Source organism: Bowmanella denitrificans (assembly GCF_039522935.1).
Taxonomy (GTDB): Bacteria; Pseudomonadota; Gammaproteobacteria; order Enterobacterales; family Alteromonadaceae; genus Bowmanella; species Bowmanella denitrificans.
Window position 1 is genome coordinate 116,786 of sequence record NZ_BAAAEI010000001.1, and the last position, 16,621, is coordinate 133,406.

Below are 16,621 nucleotides of genomic sequence, written 5' to 3' on the forward strand. Positions count from 1 at the left end.
TTCCTCTGAATCTTTTACCGGTTGCCCGCCAGCGCGGGCAATCCCTTAAAACCTGTAAGTGGCACCCATATAGAAACGACGGCCGCTGTAAGCATTCTGAATAAAGCGGTTGTCCGTATCGTCACCGAGGTATCGGTAGGTGTCAGACTTGGTCAGGTTGATCACTGAGGCAGACAGCACCAGATTGTCAGTCAGGTTATAGCTGGCATTGATATCCACCTGGTCATACGCTGCCGTATAGAAGTTGGTTTCCCAGGACGCTGAATAGCTGCCAACACTGGGGCCACGCTTGTTATAGGACGCACGCACACTGAATAGGTCATCTTCATAGAAAGCCGACAGGTTCCATTGATATTTGGAGCTACCAATCAGCGGAGATTCGCCTACTTTTTCACCATCCAGCTCAACATTCGCCTGGTTAGTGTTGTTGCGGGTGTAGTTGGCATACAAGCCAAAGCCATTGTCGAAGAAATGCTGCCAGAACACCTCAGTACCTGTTGAACTGGCATTGGTGCCGTTGGCTACCGTACTGAAATCACGTACCAGTAAGTTTTCACCGCCAGCATTAACCACTTTGTCTCCGGCATTTGGCAGGGTGAATTGCACTTCTGGCAGACTGCGTGTCGTATCTATAATCAATGGCACAACAAAGTTGTCTACGTCCTTCTTGAAGAACGCAATACCAAAGCCAGAGCCCTCGCCATAGTAATATTCCAGTGAAGTATCAAACTGGGTGGACTCCAGAGGTTTCAGACTGGAGTTACCACCAGAGCCTGTCCAACCCTCTGCATCGCGGATGGTATCAAAGTCATCGGCTGCCGAGCGGTCTGCCGAGTATTCGTTAGAAGTGTAAGTCAGGGTCTGGAACTGACCAATTTCATCGTATCCAGGTCTGGCCATCACTTTAGAAGCGGCGACACGCCAAACCCAGTTGTCATCGATATCCCACACCAGGTTAAAGCTGGGCAGTAACTTGTTTTCGGTATTCTCTTTTTCAATGTAGACAAAATCTTCAACCCGCTGCTCATCTTCCGGCAACATATCGCCGTTGGCATCTTTCCAATCCAGACGATAAAGAATCTTGTCGGACGAACCCGATGTAGTGGTGGTACGCACAAAACGCAGACCCAGGTTGCCGCGCAAACTCTTATAGCGATAATCTGCCTGCATATAAGCGGCCGCGATTTCCTCTTCTACGCCGTATACATAGTTTGGCTCGATACGCGTATATTTAACGAAGTTGTCCACCAGGTGCTGCTGGTATTTGTGCCAATCTACTGCTGGGAACAAATTGGTGTTAATCACATCGGACAGATTGCCAAGAGACTCGGATTTCACCACTTTGGTAATATCAGGAATACCGCCATTACGGGAGTAATCGTCATCCAGATTGATACCGCCACTGGCTTCCGCTGCTGCAATATCAAAATCCGGGGCCAGATAGAAGGTATTGCGGGTATCGCGGTGAATCTTGCCATTGCGGTATTTACCGCCAAAGCGCAAGGTGTCGACTATGCCCCAATCAACGTAATAATCCACATCCAGACTGGCGTATTTTTCTTCCTGCGTGCCGGTAACAAAGCTTGAATCTGTGGCGCCCACATCCGCCTGACCACCAATACCTGCCACCAGATTATTGATCATATTAGGATCCATATAGGTGGTCATACGATGGCCAGACAGATCGTAGCCATAGTACAAAGAGGCTTCATTGGCATAGTAAGCCGCTCGGTACTTCTCTGACGGTCCGCCTTCGGCTTCTGTTTTACCAAAGGTGAGTCTGGCCTTGTAGTTATCCCCTTCATAGGTGGCGAAGAAATCAAAGGTATCGGAAGTTGCCTCTTCGACTATGTATTCACCGTTGATCCTGGGAATAGCGGAAAGCCGTTGGGAACCCGATGTGCCAACCGAGTAATCAATGCCAGTGACATACTCTGCATCGGCATCAACCCGTACATCGGTCCAGAAGTTGTCATTATTGTTCCACTCTGGGTATTCCAACTGATTAAGAATGGCGTCCTGGCCCAGTGTAAAACGGAAGTAGTTCATACCGAATTCAAGGCTGTCGGATACGCGCCACTGAGCGGTGAACTGATAGCCTTCACGTTCACGATTTTCTTCCCAAATCTCCTGTACCATACTCTGCGGGGCGTAACCTTTAGCACCGCCTTCCACTAGTTGGTTATCTTTACGTTCCTGATACAGGAAGTTTTTGTTAATGATATTTACTCTGGCACTTTGCGAGCCATTGGTGCGATCCTGGCGGGTATAACCAAACAACATACCGAAGTCTTCGTCGTCGTTTTTCCAGGAATAAATACCACTAAACTGCGGTTCATATTTGTCGGTAATATCGGAGTTGGTGTATTCGATATTCAGAACACCGGAATTCTTGTCCATATTCAGAGGCTTGCGGCTGTGCATCAGCACCGTACCACCAATACCCCCTTCATCCAGACGTGCTTCGGAGGATTTATATACTTCCACCCGTTCAATCATAGTGGAAGGTAGCAGCGCGTAGGAGAATGAGCGGGAAGGCTCGCCAGGAGAAGAGGCGATAAAGTTGCCGTTAAGCTGGGTAAAGGTCAGATCCGATGATAAACCACGAATGCTGACGGTTGCGCCCTCACCGCCGCTACGCTGAATCACCACGCCAGGTACGCGTTGCAGCGAGTCGGCTACGTTTTTATCCGGAAACTTACCGATGTCTTCGGCGGTAATGGCATCTACCACCGAATTAGATAAACGTTTTACCGCCAGGTTTTCAGACGCAGAAGCGCGGATACCGCGTATTTCAATAACTTCGGTTTCCTCGGCCTGTTGCTGATTGTTATTTTCCTGTGCCTGGGCCGAGGCTCCCATAGCACTCATTACCGAAAGACATAGCAGGGACTTGGCGAACCCTCTTGATACTGAGGATTTTTTTGTTGTGTTCCAGGTAGCCATTGGCTTCTCCACTTGCGTTAATGTAATCGTAAACACAAAATCAACAACAAGACTTAATAAGTCTTTAATTTCAGTGCTTTACACTTTTACTTCTGGTGATTCGATTGCAAATGGTCACAAAACCAAAATGTAATCGATTACAAATTGGTTTAAATACTAGACTTCTGACAACAAACTGTCAACGTTCCAAATTGTTGGGAATAACATTTATTTAACCAAAGCAACGGAGGCGGAGACCAGACTTGAGGATAACCTATTGTTTAATAGGAAATTTAATTTTAAACAAATTTAAAAACAGGCAGATAAATGATGTTTATAAATGTTACAAGCGCCAGCATGGCTCAGCTTTTCACTGGCCCGGTGCTGCCACGCTCCAGCAATTGGAAAGGCAAAATTTCGCGCGTGCGTTGCAATGGCTGGCGGTTAATTTGCTGGATCAACACCTCTACCGCTCTGCGCCCCATTTCATAGGCAGGCTGATCAACGGTAGTCAGTGGCGGGTCCATATAAGCAGAGACTTTTACATTATCGAAACCTGTGACAGAAATATCATCTGGAATGCGCAAGCCATGGCGCTTCAGTTCATACAGGGCACCAATCGCAATATCATCGTTAAAACAAAAAATCGCGGTAGGCCGTTGCTCGCGGCGCAGCAGTTCCTGCACACCTTCAATCCCCGTCTCGATACGGTAACTGCCACCCACCAGCATGCTTTGATCAAATTCAATGCCTTCTTCTTTAAACACGCTTTGAATGCCAGCCAGCCTGTCGTGGTGAATCTGACTGGTCAGCTGACCGGCAATAATACCGAAGCTGCGATGCCCATAACTGATAAGATGGTGAGTCAGCGCCCTGCCTGCCGCATAGTTATCTAACTCAATAAAAGGATAGCGCTTCTCACCTTCAATGCGTTCACAGACACTGACCATAGGCACAGTTTCTGCCAGTTCGGCGTCATTCTGTGAAAACGGAAAAGAGTGGTCCAGTTGTATCAAACCATCGGCCCTGTTAGTCAGAACCATACTGGCATATTCGTTTTCGCGGCTGGCCTTACCCTGGGTATCCCCCAGCAACACTGAATAGCCTTTTTCCTGGGCGGCCTGCTCAATGCCTTCAATAATTCGCATAAAGAAAGGGTTAACCAGGTTAGGAACCAGCACCACGATAGAATTAGACTTGCCGGTTTTGACACTGGTTGCCAGCCAGTTCGGCCGGTAACCGGCTTTCTGCACCGCCTTCATGACCTTTTCTCTGGTCTGTTCGGTAACCAGTTCTGGATTTTTTAACGCCCGCGAGACAGTAGCCGTGGAAACCCCAGCCAGCTCACTTACCTTCTTAATATTGGTCATAACGGTATGACAGTTCCTATTTTCTGATTCAGCCCCTTCCGTTGGGCGAGGCAAAGTCACAACTTCCCTACTCTTTATATGATTTCACCACCTCAGAGCAATAGCAAGTAAAGATGTAATCGATATCATGGATTTTCGAAATTGCCTTACATGCCGGTTTTCTTTGCTTCCTACACTACCGGATAAGGTTAAAATCCGGCATTTCAACCAAGAAGAGGATTTTACTCTGGACGCCACAAATGTAATCGATTACAGTTTTACGAATTATTAACCTGGCCCGGATTCAGTTTTACTAACGGGCCCAGCAGAAAAATGGAATGCATCATGACCCGTACTGCCTGCCTTGCCGCCGTTGCCAGTCTGTCACTACTGGCCTGCGCCAACCAGACTCAATCACCGCCCAAACAACAACAGGTTAACCTGGTAGAAACTGATTTGGTGCAATATGTTAACCCCTTGATGGGCACCGACTCCAAGTTCAGTCTGTCCAATGGCAATACTTATCCGGCTATCGCCACGCCCTGGGCCATGCATTTCTGGACCCCAATGACTGCACCGATGGGCGACGGCTGGACCTACAAATATGATGACGACACCCTGCGCGGTATTAAGCAGACCCATCAACCCAGCCCCTGGTTGAATGACTACGGTGCCTTTTCATTGATGGCAGTGACCGGCGAGCTGAAATTTAAGGAAGATGAGCGCGCCTCCTGGTTTTCCCACAAGGCCGAGCAAGCAGGGCCTGACCACTACTCGGTATACCTGGCCGACTATGATACGGTGATGGAAGTCACCCCCACTGAGCGGGCCGCACAGTTTCGTTTCACCTTCCCGCAAACCGACAATGCCTATATTTTGCTGGATGCCTTTAACAAAGGCTCCATGGTTAAAATTCTGCCCAAACAGCGCAAAATTGTCGGCTATGCACGCAACAACCACGGCGGTGTGCCGGACAACTTCCATAACTACTTTGTGATCGAGTTCGACAAGGACTTTGAACTAACCCACACCTGGCACGACGAATGGTCGCTGCAAATAAACAGTCAGCAAAGCGAAGGTGAGCATGTGGGCGCCATTATTGGCTTTAAGACCCAACGTGGCGAACAGGTGCATGCCAAAGTGGCCTCTTCGTTTATCAGCCTTGAACAGGCTGAGCTGAACCTGCGCCGTGAAATAGGCCATGATAGTTTTGCCCAGACCCGAGCCAAGGCCAGACAGCACTGGCAACAAGAGTTGTCACGTATCCGGGTGGAAGACCAGGACCTGGATCAGGTACGTACCTTTTACTCGGCCCTGTACCGGGTACTGCTGTTCCCGCGTAAGTTCTATGAATACGACGCCGACAACCAACTGATCCATTACAGCCCTTACAACGGCGAAGTTCTGCCTGGGTATATGTTTACTGATAACGGCTTCTGGGACACCTTCCGTGCGGTTTTCCCCTTCTTTACCCTGATGTACCCAGAGCTGGACGCGCAAATCATGCAAGGCCTGGCCAACACCTATAAGGAATCAGGCTGGCTGCCAGAATGGGCCAGCCCCGGTCACCGCAATGTGATGGTAGGCTCGAATTCCGCCATCAATATTGCTGATGCTTACTTAAAAGGTATTCGCGGTTTCGATATGGACACTCTGTACCAAGCGGTTAAAAAAAACGCCGAAGTGAACGAGGGTCGTCCAATGACATCGGTAGGCCGAGAAGGGGTGGATTACTACAACAAACTCGGTTATGTGCCTTACGATGTGGGCATTCATGAAAATGCCGCACGTACTCTGGAATATGCCTTTGCCGATTTTAATCTGTACAAACTGGCCAAAGCGCTGGGTAAAGAACAGGATGCAGCAGTGTTTAAGCAGCGCGCCCTGAACTATCGCAACCTGTTTGATCCACAAAGCGGCTGGATGCGTGGTAAAAACCAGGATGGCAGCTTCCAGGCGCCGTTTAATCCGCTCAAATGGGGTGACGCCTTTACTGAAGGTAATGCCCTGCACTACACCTGGTCGGTATTCCACGATATTGAGGGCCTCAAACAACTGATGGGCGGTCAGCAGGCCTTTATCAGCAAACTGGATCAGGTATTTGATATGCCGCCGCTGTTTGATGATTCTTACTATGGTTTCACTATTCACGAAATCCGCGAGATGCAGATCGTCAACATGGGTAACTACGCCCACGGTAACCAGCCTATTCAGCATATGATTTATCTGTACAACCACGCCGGCCAACCCTGGAAGGCCCAGTACAAAGTGCGTGACGTGATGAACAAACTGTATTCCGCCACCCCAGACGGCTATTGCGGTGACGAAGACAACGGTCAGACCTCGGCCTGGTACGTATTCAGCGCCTTGGGCTTTTATCCTGTTACGCCGGGTACCACGGAGTATGTGATAGGCAGCCCATTATTTGACAAGGTCACCCTGACCCTGGAAGACGGCAAGCAATTTGTGATTGAGTCCAGCAACAACCTGGACCAGCACCCCTACATTCAGGCCGCCAGCTTAAACGGCCAGGCCCTGCAGAAAAGCTGGCTTGACCATCATGTTATTCAGTCCGGTGGCAAGTTGCAGTTTGATATGGGTGGTCAGCCGAACAAAGCCTGGGCCAGTAGCAAAGAGGCTCAGCCTTATTCCATGTCGCTGGAAACCCAACCCCATTAACCACAGGGCGCACAGCGCCCTCTTCAACGAGAATAGAATATGGCTGTTATCCAATCAGGTCAGAAGGCAACAGGGCAAGGGCAAAGCAGCCACTTCGCCTTTGCCGCCATGACCACCCTGTTTTTTATCTGGGGCTTTATCACTGCCCTCAACGATATTTTGATCCCGCACCTCAAGGAAGTGTTTTCCCTTAACTACACCCAGGCCATGCTGGTGCAGTTTTGCTTTTTTGGCGCGTACTTCATTGTATCGCCCTTTGCCGGCATGCTGATCGAAAAAATCGGTTATCGCCGCGGTATTATCAGCGGTCTTTGCACTATTGCGGCGGGCTGTGCATTATTTTATCCGGCTGCTGAAGTCAAAGTGTACGGCGTCTTCCTGCTGGCGCTATTTGTGCTGGCCGCAGGTATTACGGTTTTGCAGGTTTCGGCCAACCCGTATGTGGCTATTCTGGGGCCGGAAAAAACCAGTGCCAGCCGCCTCAATCTGGCGCAAGCGGTGAATTCCCTTGGTCACACCCTGGGGCCGCTATTTGGTACAGTTTTGATTTTCGGTGCCGCCGCAGAAGCCATCAGTGCTGATGCGGTTAAGTTGCCTTATCTGATTCTTGCCGGGGCCACTGTGTTGGTGGCGTTATTATTTAAGGCCATCAAATTACCGGAAATCCACACCGACTTGCACGAACAGGCCAAACCAAGCTGGTCTGAAGTACTGGGCCATCGCCAGTTAATGTTCGGCGTATTAGCAATCTTCTTATATGTGGGCGCCGAAGTAGCGATAGGCAGCTTCCTGGTGAATTATTTTGCCGAAGCCCATATTGGCAACCTCAGTGCCAAACAAGCCGGTGCCATGGTCTCCTATTATTGGGGCGCGGCCATGATTGGCCGTTTTATCGGCGCTATCTTAACCCGCATTATCGCCCCGGTTTATGTATTGGCCGGTAACGCCATGCTGGCCATTGGCCTGATTGTTCTGTCCATCAATAGTGCCGGGGAACTGGCCATGTGGTCGATTCTGGCGGTTGGCTTCTTTAATTCCATTATGTTCCCCACCATCTTCTCGCTGGCCATAGGTGGCCTGGGTCGCCTGACATCCCGTGGTTCAGGCTTGCTGTGCATGGCCATCGTCGGCGGCGCTATTCTGCCCTTGCTGCAAGGCATTGTGGCGGACCAAAGCTCGGTACAGCTCAGCTTTATCGTACCTATGTGTGCTTATCTGTATATCGGCTGGTACGCCATCAGCGGCTCTAAACAGAACCAGCAACTGCAAGTGGCAAAGGCGTAATCATGAAGAAGATTCTTTGTTTTGGTGAGGCCCTGATTGATTTTCTGCATATTGGCGCAACGCGTCAGGGGCCGCTTACCCTGCCGGAATTCCGCCAGTATCCGGGCGGCGCACCAGCCAATGCCGCCGTGGCGGTGGCTCGCCTTGGTGGACAGGCTTTCTTTGCTGGCCAGGTGGGCCAGGATCCGTTTGGCGAGTTTCTGGCCGATGCACTGATACAGTACGGTGTCGACACCAGATTTTTGCTCAAGCACCCCCAGGCTAAAACCGCGCTGGCCTTTGTGATGCTGGATGAAAGTGGCGACCGCAGCTTTTCCTTTCATCGCCATGACACAGCAGATGTGATTCTGGAGAAACACCAGGTGCACAGCGACTGGTTTAGTGGTGACAGCATTTTGCATTTTTGCAGCAACACCCTGACTACCCGGCATATTGCCGAATGCACCAGCCACATTGTGGACTGCGCCCGTCGTGCCGGTAATCTGGTTAGCTTTGATGTCAACCTGCGCCATAACTTGTGGGCAAGTGGCGAAGCGGACCGCGTGCTGGTCAACAACCTGGTAACTAAGTCTGATCTGGTCAAGTTTTCCCGTGATGAACTGGAATATCTTGCAAACGGCAACTGTCAGGACTACATCGCCCACTGCCTGACCGAACAGTGCCAATTGCTACTGGTAACAGACGGCGCCAACCGCATTGATTATTTCACGGCAAACCAGCAGGGCAGTATTCAACCGCCTAAAGTCAAAGCGGTGGATACCACCGCCGGTGGCGATGCGTTTATCGGTGGTTTTTTATATGCACTGGGGTGTTTTGATCAGGTTACAGATGTATTCGCCAATGCCTCGGAACTTGAATCCTTGTTGCTGTTTGCCACGCACTGCGGCGCCTATGCCGTAACACAGCCCGGCGCCTTTCCGGCCTTGCCGGATCTGGCTTGTATACAAGCCCGGCTCGCCGAACATGGTCATCCTGCCAGTGCCTTTAATCCTCTGTTATTCCGGAGTCCGGTATGAATTTCTACTCGCAAGATTTTTTGCTTTACCATTGCCAGAGCATTCTGGATTTTTACACCGACAAAGTGGTGGATAACACCGGTGGCTATCACCAGAACTTTCTCGATAATGGTGAGTTATTTGACACCCACTTCAAACAGTTAGTCAGCAGCACCCGTATTATTGTTAACTACGCAACGGCCGGACTGGTATTTGACCGCCAGGACTATCTGGATATTGCCAAACACGGTCTGGATTACCTGCAAAATGTGCACTGGCAGGCCGACAGCCAGACCTGGGCCTGGACCCTCAACAACCACCAGCCACTGGATATGACCCAGCAGGCCTATGGCTATGCTTTTGTGCTGCTGGCCTATGCGGCAGCGCGCAAAGCCAGGTTGATCACAGACGATGCGCCGCTGCTAAAAGTGTATACCTTGCTTGAACAACGTTTCTGGCAGGAAGAATACGGTTTATACGCGGATGAAATCAGTCCCACAGGCGTATTAAGTGCCTATCGCGGCCAGAACGCCAATATGCATATGTGTGAAGCTATGCTGGCGGCTTTTGAAGCCACTGGCCTTAAACAGTTTCTGCAGCGGGCCAAATTGCTGGCACAGAACATTGCCGTACGTCAGGCCGATTTAACGGATGGGCTGGTATGGGAACATTACACCCCCAGCTTTCAACCCGATTGGGAATACAACAAAGACGATCCGAAGAACCTGTATCGCCCTTGGGGCTTCCAGCCTGGCCATCAGACCGAATGGACCAAGTTACTGCTGATTCTGCATCGCCATGCGCCGCAGCCATGGCAACTTGAACGCGCCAAATCCCTGTTTGACCGCGCCTATCAACAGGCCTGGGATGCACAGGACGGCGGCCTGGTGTATGGTTTCGACCCGCAGGGCAACTGGTGTGACGACGACAAATACTTCTGGGTGCAGGCCGAGAGCTTTGCCGCAGCCGCGATGCTGCACAAAGCCACGGGGCAGCAAGCATACCTTGAGCAGTATGCGGCGCTGTGGCAGTACAGCTGGCAGCATATGGTGGATCACCAATACGGTGCCTGGTTCAGGGTACTGAAAAAAGACAATACCAAGTATTCCAATCAGAAAAGTGCGGCGGGCGCCAAGTGCGATTATCACACTCTGGGCGCCTGTTTTGAGGTCCTGCGTGATATGGGCCACCCGGCACTTAACTAATCCCGTTCTGACCATCAGAACAAATTCAGGCCCGCTATGACGGGCCTTTGCCTGTCATATAGTATGAGGATGTGATGAAGAAGTTCTTTGCGCTGATGCTGACCACATTGCTGTCAGCCTGCAACCAACAATCCAATCCACCCGAGAGCCCGGTTGCCAATCAGTTTGATCCGCTGCCCTATGTGGATCCATTGATCGGTACCGACGGTAAAGGCAAAACCTTCCCTGGCGCTACCGTCCCTCATGGTATGGTGCAACTTAGCCCGGACAATGGTCGTACCGGCTGGGACTGGATAGCCGGCTATTTTTACCCGGACAATATTATCGCTGGCTTTAGCCATACGCATCTGTCCGGCACCGGCGCTGGCGACTTGTATGATATCTCTTTTATGCCCCTGACCCGGCCCTTCAACCTGCTGCCGACCGAGGGAGGGCCTAAGCAGGGCACCATAGTGTCGCACTTCAGTCATGACCAGGAACAGGCCAGCCCTGGCTATTATCAGGTAAGACTCACAGACTATGATATCAATGTAGAACTGACGGCTGGCGCCCGCAGTGGTTTGCAAAGATACACCTTCCCGGCCGATGCGCAGCAAGGTGTGGTGCGCCTGGATTTAGGTTACAGCCGCAACTGGGACAAAACCCTGGCCACCCATGTGCAAATACTGGATGCCTACAGCATTGGCGGCTACCGCAAATCCACCGGCTGGGCCAAAGACCAGCGGGTATATTTCTATACTCGCTTCTCGCAGCCCATTGCCAAACATGTGATTCAGGCCGATGCCCGCATCCTGACGCAAGCCGAGGCCTTTGCTGAAAACCTGGCACTGGAGCTGGATTTTAACCTTAGCAACAACAAGGAACTGTTGGTGCACACCGCGATCAGTTCAGTCAGCCTCGACAATGCTAAAGCCAATCTGCAAGCCGAACAGCATGTGCTGGATTTTCCACAGACACTGGCAGCGGCTCAGCAGGCTTGGCGCAAGGAACTGAGTAAAGTCAGAGTCAAGGCGTCGGAGGATAATCTGACGCAGTTTTACACCGCCATGTATCATGCCTCTTTGGCACCGCGGTTATTTTCCGACGTGGATGGCCGTTACAAGGGGCCGGATGGCAATATTCATCAGGCAAAAGGCCACCCACGTTATGAGTTTTTCTCCTTATGGGACACCTTCCGTGCCCTGCACCCCTGGAAAACCCTGATTGACCAAAGCCGCACCTGGGAAATGATGGACAGCATGATGGACCACTACCAGGTGGCCGGACGCTTACCGGTATGGATTTTCCAGGGCAATGAAACCGATATGATGATGGGCTACCACTCGGTACCGGTGTTGGTGGATGCTTATTTAAAGGGCCTGACCGATATCGACGGCGAACTGCTGCTTAAGGCTGCTCTGCAAAGCGCCGAACAACAGGCGTTTGGCCTGGCCAGTTATCAGAAACTCGGTTTTGTACCCTACCCAGAGCGTAAATGGAATGTGGCCCTGACCCTGGAATATGCCTATGACGATTGGGCCATTGCCCGTCTGGCCAAAGCCCTTGGCAAGCAGGATATTTATCAGCGTTTTGCCAGGCGCGCACAGAACTACCGCCATCATTTTGATGCGCAAAGCGGCTTTATGCGCGCCCTGGACGAGCAGGGACAGTTCCGCGAACCTTTTGATCCCAACGCCTATCACCCCGAGGATTATTGCGAGGCCAACGCCTGGCAATATAGTTTCTTTGTGCCCCATGATGTGGCCGGTATGGTGGAGATGATGGGCGGCAAGGCGCAGGTCAGCGCCAAACTGGATGCCATGTTCAATACAGTGCAAAACCTGGAAGAGTTCCCGGAGTGGATCTCCGGCTATATCGGCCAGTATGTGCACGGCAATGAGCCCAGTCATCATGTGCCTTATCTCTATCAGTATCTGGGCGAGGCGCATAAAACCCAGAAGCTGGTCAGACAAATTATGCATACGCTGTACACCACCCAGCCAGACGGCCTGGCCGGTAATGAAGATGCCGGGCAAATGTCGGCCTGGTATCTGTTCAGCGCATTGGGGTTTTACCCGGTTGACCCGGTATCCGGTCAATATGTGCTGGGCAGCCCCGAGGTGGACAGCGCTGAAATCTATCTGGAAAACGGTAACAGCTTTAAGATTCGCACCCTGAATCAGGGACCGGAACAGGTGTATGTTAAACAGGTCACCCTTAACGGTCAGCCCCTTGAAGGTTATTTGCTGAGTCATCAAGATATTCTGGCTGGCGGTGAGCTGGTCTTTACCCTGAGTGCCACACCATGAAAAAACTGATCCTGAGCCTGTTGCTGGTTAGCACAGGCCCCCTGGCCGGTAACAGCCAATATGTAAATCCCTTTATCGGCACGTCCAATTTTGGCGCCACCCACCCGGGCGCGCAGTATCCCAATGCGCTGGCCTCGGTGTCGCCCTTCAATGTGGCCTATGGTGGCGACTTAAATAAGTTTGAAAAGGACGACGCCTGGAATTCCCGGGTGTATATCCATGAAAACCGCTTTTTAACCGGCTTCAGTCATCTGAACTTAAGCGGTGTCGGCTGCCCGGAAGCCGGGGTAATGCTGCTGATGCCCACCACCGGCAAGCTGAATCTGGACGCGCGCGAATACGGCAGTACCTATTCCAGGGAGCAGGCCAGCCCTGGCTACTACAGTACATTGCTGGATAAGTATCAGGTTAAGGCTGAACTGACCAGCACCTTACGTACCGGTCTGAGCCGTTTTACCTTCCCCAAAGGAAAGTCGCATGTACTGTTGAATCTGGGTCTGGGCCTGACCAATGAAACCGGCGCCAGCCTCAAGATAGTGTCTGACCAGGAAATACAGGGCAGCCGCATGCTTGGCACCTTTTGCTACAACGCCGAAGATGTACGGCCGGTTTACTTTGTGGCCCGCTTCAGCAAACCCGCCATTGAGCTGGGCGCCTGGAAGAAAATGCCAGCCTATAAGAATGTCGAAGCAGACTGGATAAGCTACAACGACAGTATTAAACCCTATGCCGACTATCGCCAGCAACTAAGCGGCGATGATATTGGTGCCTGGTTCAGCTTTGACACTCAGGAAAACGAAGCGGTGGAAGTGCAACTGGGAATTTCCTTTGTCAGCATCGAAAATGCCCGTGCCAATCTGCAGGCAGAACAACCCGGCTTTGACTTTGCCAAGGTTCGCCGTCAGGCCGTCGCCGCCTGGGACAAGTTGCTGGACCGGGTGGAAGTACAAGGTGAACAGGAACAAAAGACCCTGTTTTATACCGCCTTGTACCACAGCCTGATTCACCCCAATATCCTGCAGGATGTTAACGGCGATTACCCTTTGATGGGCCAACAGGGCACTGGCAACAGCAAGCAAAACCGCTATACGGTGTATTCCCTGTGGGATACCAACCGCAATTTGCATCCCCTGCTGAGCCTGCTTTATCCGGAATTACAAAGCGATATGCTACGCTCTGCCGTGGCCATGGCCGGTGAGAGCGGCTGGCTACCCAAATGGGAGCTCTACGGTATGGAAACTCAGGTGATGGTGGGTGACCCGGCCACGCCGATGATTGCCGACAGCTACCTGCGCGGCATTCAGGATTTTGATGTTGCCGCAGCCTACCAGGCCATGGTGCGCGCCGCCGAGCAGCGAGACAACAATCTGCTGCGCCCGGAAAATGCCGATTACCTGGATTTGGGATATGTGCCAGTGGATGATGAAGGGCCGTATGACGGCAGTGTTTCCACCAGCTTAGAATATTACCTGGCCGACTTTACCCTGGCACAACTGGCCGGCGCTTTGGGTAAAACCGCTGACCAGCAAAAGTATCAACGCCGCGCACAACATTACCGCAAGTTGTTTGACCCCAGCACAGGTATGCTGCGGCCTAAAAATCGTCAGGGCCAGTGGCTGACCCCTTATGATCCAGAACTGGGCCGCAATTTTGAACCGGCTCCGGGGTATATTGAAGGCAATGCCTGGAATTACCGCTTCTACGTACCCCATGACACACCCGGGCTAATCGAGTTGCTGGGTGGCCAGCACAACTTTTTGCAGGCCCTGGACGCCACCTTCGATACCGGCAATTTTGATATGGCCAACGAGCCGGATATCACCTACCCGTTTTTGTATAACTACCTGGACGGGCAAAGCTGGCGCACCTCGGCGCGGGTACAACAGTTGATTGCTGAACATTATGGCAATCATCCTGCTGGTCTACCCGGCAACGATGACACCGGCACTATGTCGGCCTGGCTGGCTTTTGCCATGCTGGGTATTTACCCGGTCAGTCCTGGCCTGATGGACTATGCCTTGTTTACCCCCAGTTTCGATAAAGTCACCTTGCACCTGAACCCCGACTACTATTCTGGCAAAACCCTGGTAATAGAAAACCAGCAAAAGAATAGTAATTCTAATAAAGATGTCAGGATTAAATTCCAGCAGCAAGATATAGAACGACCATTCTTAACCCATCAGACGTTGGTCAGTGGCGGCCGCTTGGTATTCTATTAACGCCTGAGCAGGCTAAGATGGCAGGTCGGGCCAACGCCCGACTGCCGCTTGGATAATTATAGTGTCGCACTAAAGTGCGACCCACAGGGAGCCTGGACATGTTTAAACGCATCAGTATTCTGATATTGGTATTGAGCACGGCTTATTGCAGCCTGGCTCAGGCCAAGCCATTATTAGTAGAAAGCTTTAACCTGCGTTATGACAATCCCGCCGACGGCATTCATGCCTGGCCTAATCGCCAGGCACTGGTGATTGAACATATCCGGAATTTAAGCGCTGATGTAATAGGTATGCAGGAGGTATTGGCCCATCAGTGGCAAGGGCTGGGGGCGCAACTGCCGGAATACGGCCAATTGGGCGCAGGTCGTGACGATGGCAAGCAGGCCGGTGAGTTTGTTCCTATCTTGTATCGCAAAAGTCGCCTGCAACTAATAAAGAATGGATATTTCTGGTTATCAGAAACCCCTAATCAACCCGGCTCTATCGGCTGGGGCGCGCATTTACCCAGAATCACCAGTTGGGCCATTTTTACCGATAAACATAGCCAACGGGATTTTTGCTTTTTCAATACTCACTTCAGTCATGTCAGTGATGAGGCCCGCCAGCAGGCAGCCAAACTGTTATTGGCACAAATCCCGCTGCGCTGTGATGATCTACCTGTTATCGCCACCGGTGATTTTAACGCCCAGCCAGATGATGCGGCTTATCGGCAGCTAAGTAACAGTAAGCCGCTTTTTGATACTGCCTCAGGCCAGGCAGCAGAGCCGACCTACAATGGCTTTGGCAAAACGGAAAAGGCCGTGCGTATTGATTATATATTTGCTGATAAGCGCATAACTGCCGCAAAATATCAGACGCACTTTATAGTCAAAGACGGGGTGTATATATCCGACCATTTCCCCATCTCGGTATCGCTAGATATAAAATAGAGACTAGCCCCCAACATCCTGCAACTCAGACACAAACACGTATTTATCCCCGCGATAAACGGAACGGGTGTATTCCACCACGGAGCCGTCGTTCAGATAAGTCTGGCGCTCAATACGCAACACCTCGCTACCGTCTTTGATGGTAAGCAGCCCGGCTTCGATGGGTGATGCCAGGGAGGCGCGCAGTTTCTGTGTGCCCTTACTGGGGTGTTTGCCATACTCGCGTAGCGCCTGATACAAAGAATCCAGCACCACATCTGGCGATGGCAGGGTATTGCCGGGAATAACTGCGTGCTCTATGGCCAGAGGCTCACCGTCAGACAAACGCAAACGACTGAAGCGCATCACGGGTTCGCCCTCGTTTAAGCCTAAGTGCTTGGCTTCGTCTTCGGTAGCATTGGCCAGGCTTTTTACCAGCCATACTGAGCTTGGCGATTCGCCCCGGCTTTTCGCGTCAGCACTAAAACCGGTTAATCGCTGACCGGACTGCTCGCGACTTGGCGCAATAAAAGTACCAGCGCCCTGACGGCGCACCAGCAACCCTTCGTCAATCAACTGCTCAAGGGCTTTACGCACCGTGACACGAGACGTACCGGAAATTTCCATCAACTCACGCTCGGCAGGCAGCGCCTGACCGGATTTCACCACGCCGTCGACAATCAATTGGCGGATATGTGCAGCCAACTGACGATACAGGGGCGTGGCATCGTCCAGATTAGGTGGTAGTTGTTTAGGAAAAGTATGCATC

Annotated in this window: 10 protein-coding genes; 7 read left to right on the forward strand and 3 right to left on the reverse strand. The window is 51.5% G+C overall.

The window, feature by feature from the left end:
* Positions 1 to 45 precede the first annotated feature (45 nt).
* Both ABD028_RS00490 and ABD028_RS00495 read right to left on the reverse strand, forming a co-directional pair.
* A complete protein-coding gene (locus tag ABD028_RS00490; RefSeq protein ID WP_343840391.1) occupies positions 46 to 2,946 on the reverse strand; it encodes a TonB-dependent receptor in 2,901 nt (966 codons plus the stop codon).
* 341 nt (positions 2,947 to 3,287) lie between these two features.
* On the reverse strand, positions 3,288 to 4,295 hold the full coding sequence (locus ABD028_RS00495; protein WP_102796386.1) for a LacI family DNA-binding transcriptional regulator: 1,008 nt from the start codon (positions 4,293 to 4,295) through the stop codon (positions 3,288 to 3,290).
* A gap of 324 nt (positions 4,296 to 4,619) precedes the next feature.
* Here ABD028_RS00495 and ABD028_RS00500 point away from each other — a divergent pair, with 324 nt between their 5' ends.
* From ABD028_RS00500 to ABD028_RS00530, 7 genes are all read left to right on the forward strand, one after another.
* Positions 4,620 to 6,953 (forward strand): GH92 family glycosyl hydrolase, encoded by a 2,334-nt coding sequence (locus ABD028_RS00500; RefSeq protein ID WP_343840395.1) that lies wholly within the window; start codon positions 4,620 to 4,622, stop codon positions 6,951 to 6,953.
* Between the two features lie 39 nt (positions 6,954 to 6,992).
* Positions 6,993 to 8,237 (forward strand): sugar MFS transporter, encoded by a 1,245-nt coding sequence (locus ABD028_RS00505; protein WP_172449329.1) that lies wholly within the window; start codon positions 6,993 to 6,995, stop codon positions 8,235 to 8,237.
* Between the two features lie 2 nt (positions 8,238 to 8,239).
* Complete coding sequence (locus ABD028_RS00510; RefSeq protein WP_343840398.1) at positions 8,240 to 9,253, forward strand: carbohydrate kinase family protein; 1,014 nt, start codon at positions 8,240 to 8,242, stop codon at positions 9,251 to 9,253.
* Positions 9,250 to 10,437 (forward strand): AGE family epimerase/isomerase, encoded by a 1,188-nt coding sequence (locus ABD028_RS00515; RefSeq protein ID WP_343840400.1) that lies wholly within the window; start codon positions 9,250 to 9,252, stop codon positions 10,435 to 10,437. Before ABD028_RS00510 ends, ABD028_RS00515 begins: the two co-directional genes overlap by 4 nt.
* Positions 10,438 to 10,511: 74 nt before the next feature.
* Positions 10,512 to 12,725 carry a GH92 family glycosyl hydrolase gene (locus tag ABD028_RS00520; protein ID WP_343840402.1) on the forward strand — a complete coding sequence of 738 codons (2,214 nt, stop codon included), beginning with the start codon at positions 10,512 to 10,514 and terminating at the stop codon, positions 12,723 to 12,725.
* Positions 12,722 to 14,944: a GH92 family glycosyl hydrolase gene (locus tag ABD028_RS00525; protein WP_343840404.1), complete on the forward strand. Its 2,223-nt coding sequence runs from the start codon at positions 12,722 to 12,724 to the stop codon at positions 14,942 to 14,944. The genes ABD028_RS00520 and ABD028_RS00525 overlap by 4 nt, the downstream gene beginning before the upstream one ends.
* Positions 14,945 to 15,042: 98 nt before the next feature.
* Complete coding sequence (locus tag ABD028_RS00530) at positions 15,043 to 15,873, forward strand: endonuclease/exonuclease/phosphatase family protein (protein ID WP_343840407.1); 831 nt, start codon at positions 15,043 to 15,045, stop codon at positions 15,871 to 15,873.
* Between the two features lie 3 nt (positions 15,874 to 15,876).
* On the opposite strand, the gene ABD028_RS00535 is transcribed toward ABD028_RS00530, so the two are convergent.
* On the reverse strand, positions 15,877 to 16,620 hold the full coding sequence (locus ABD028_RS00535) for a GntR family transcriptional regulator (protein WP_343840410.1): 744 nt from the start codon (positions 16,618 to 16,620) through the stop codon (positions 15,877 to 15,879).
* Position 16,621 lies beyond the last annotated feature (1 nt).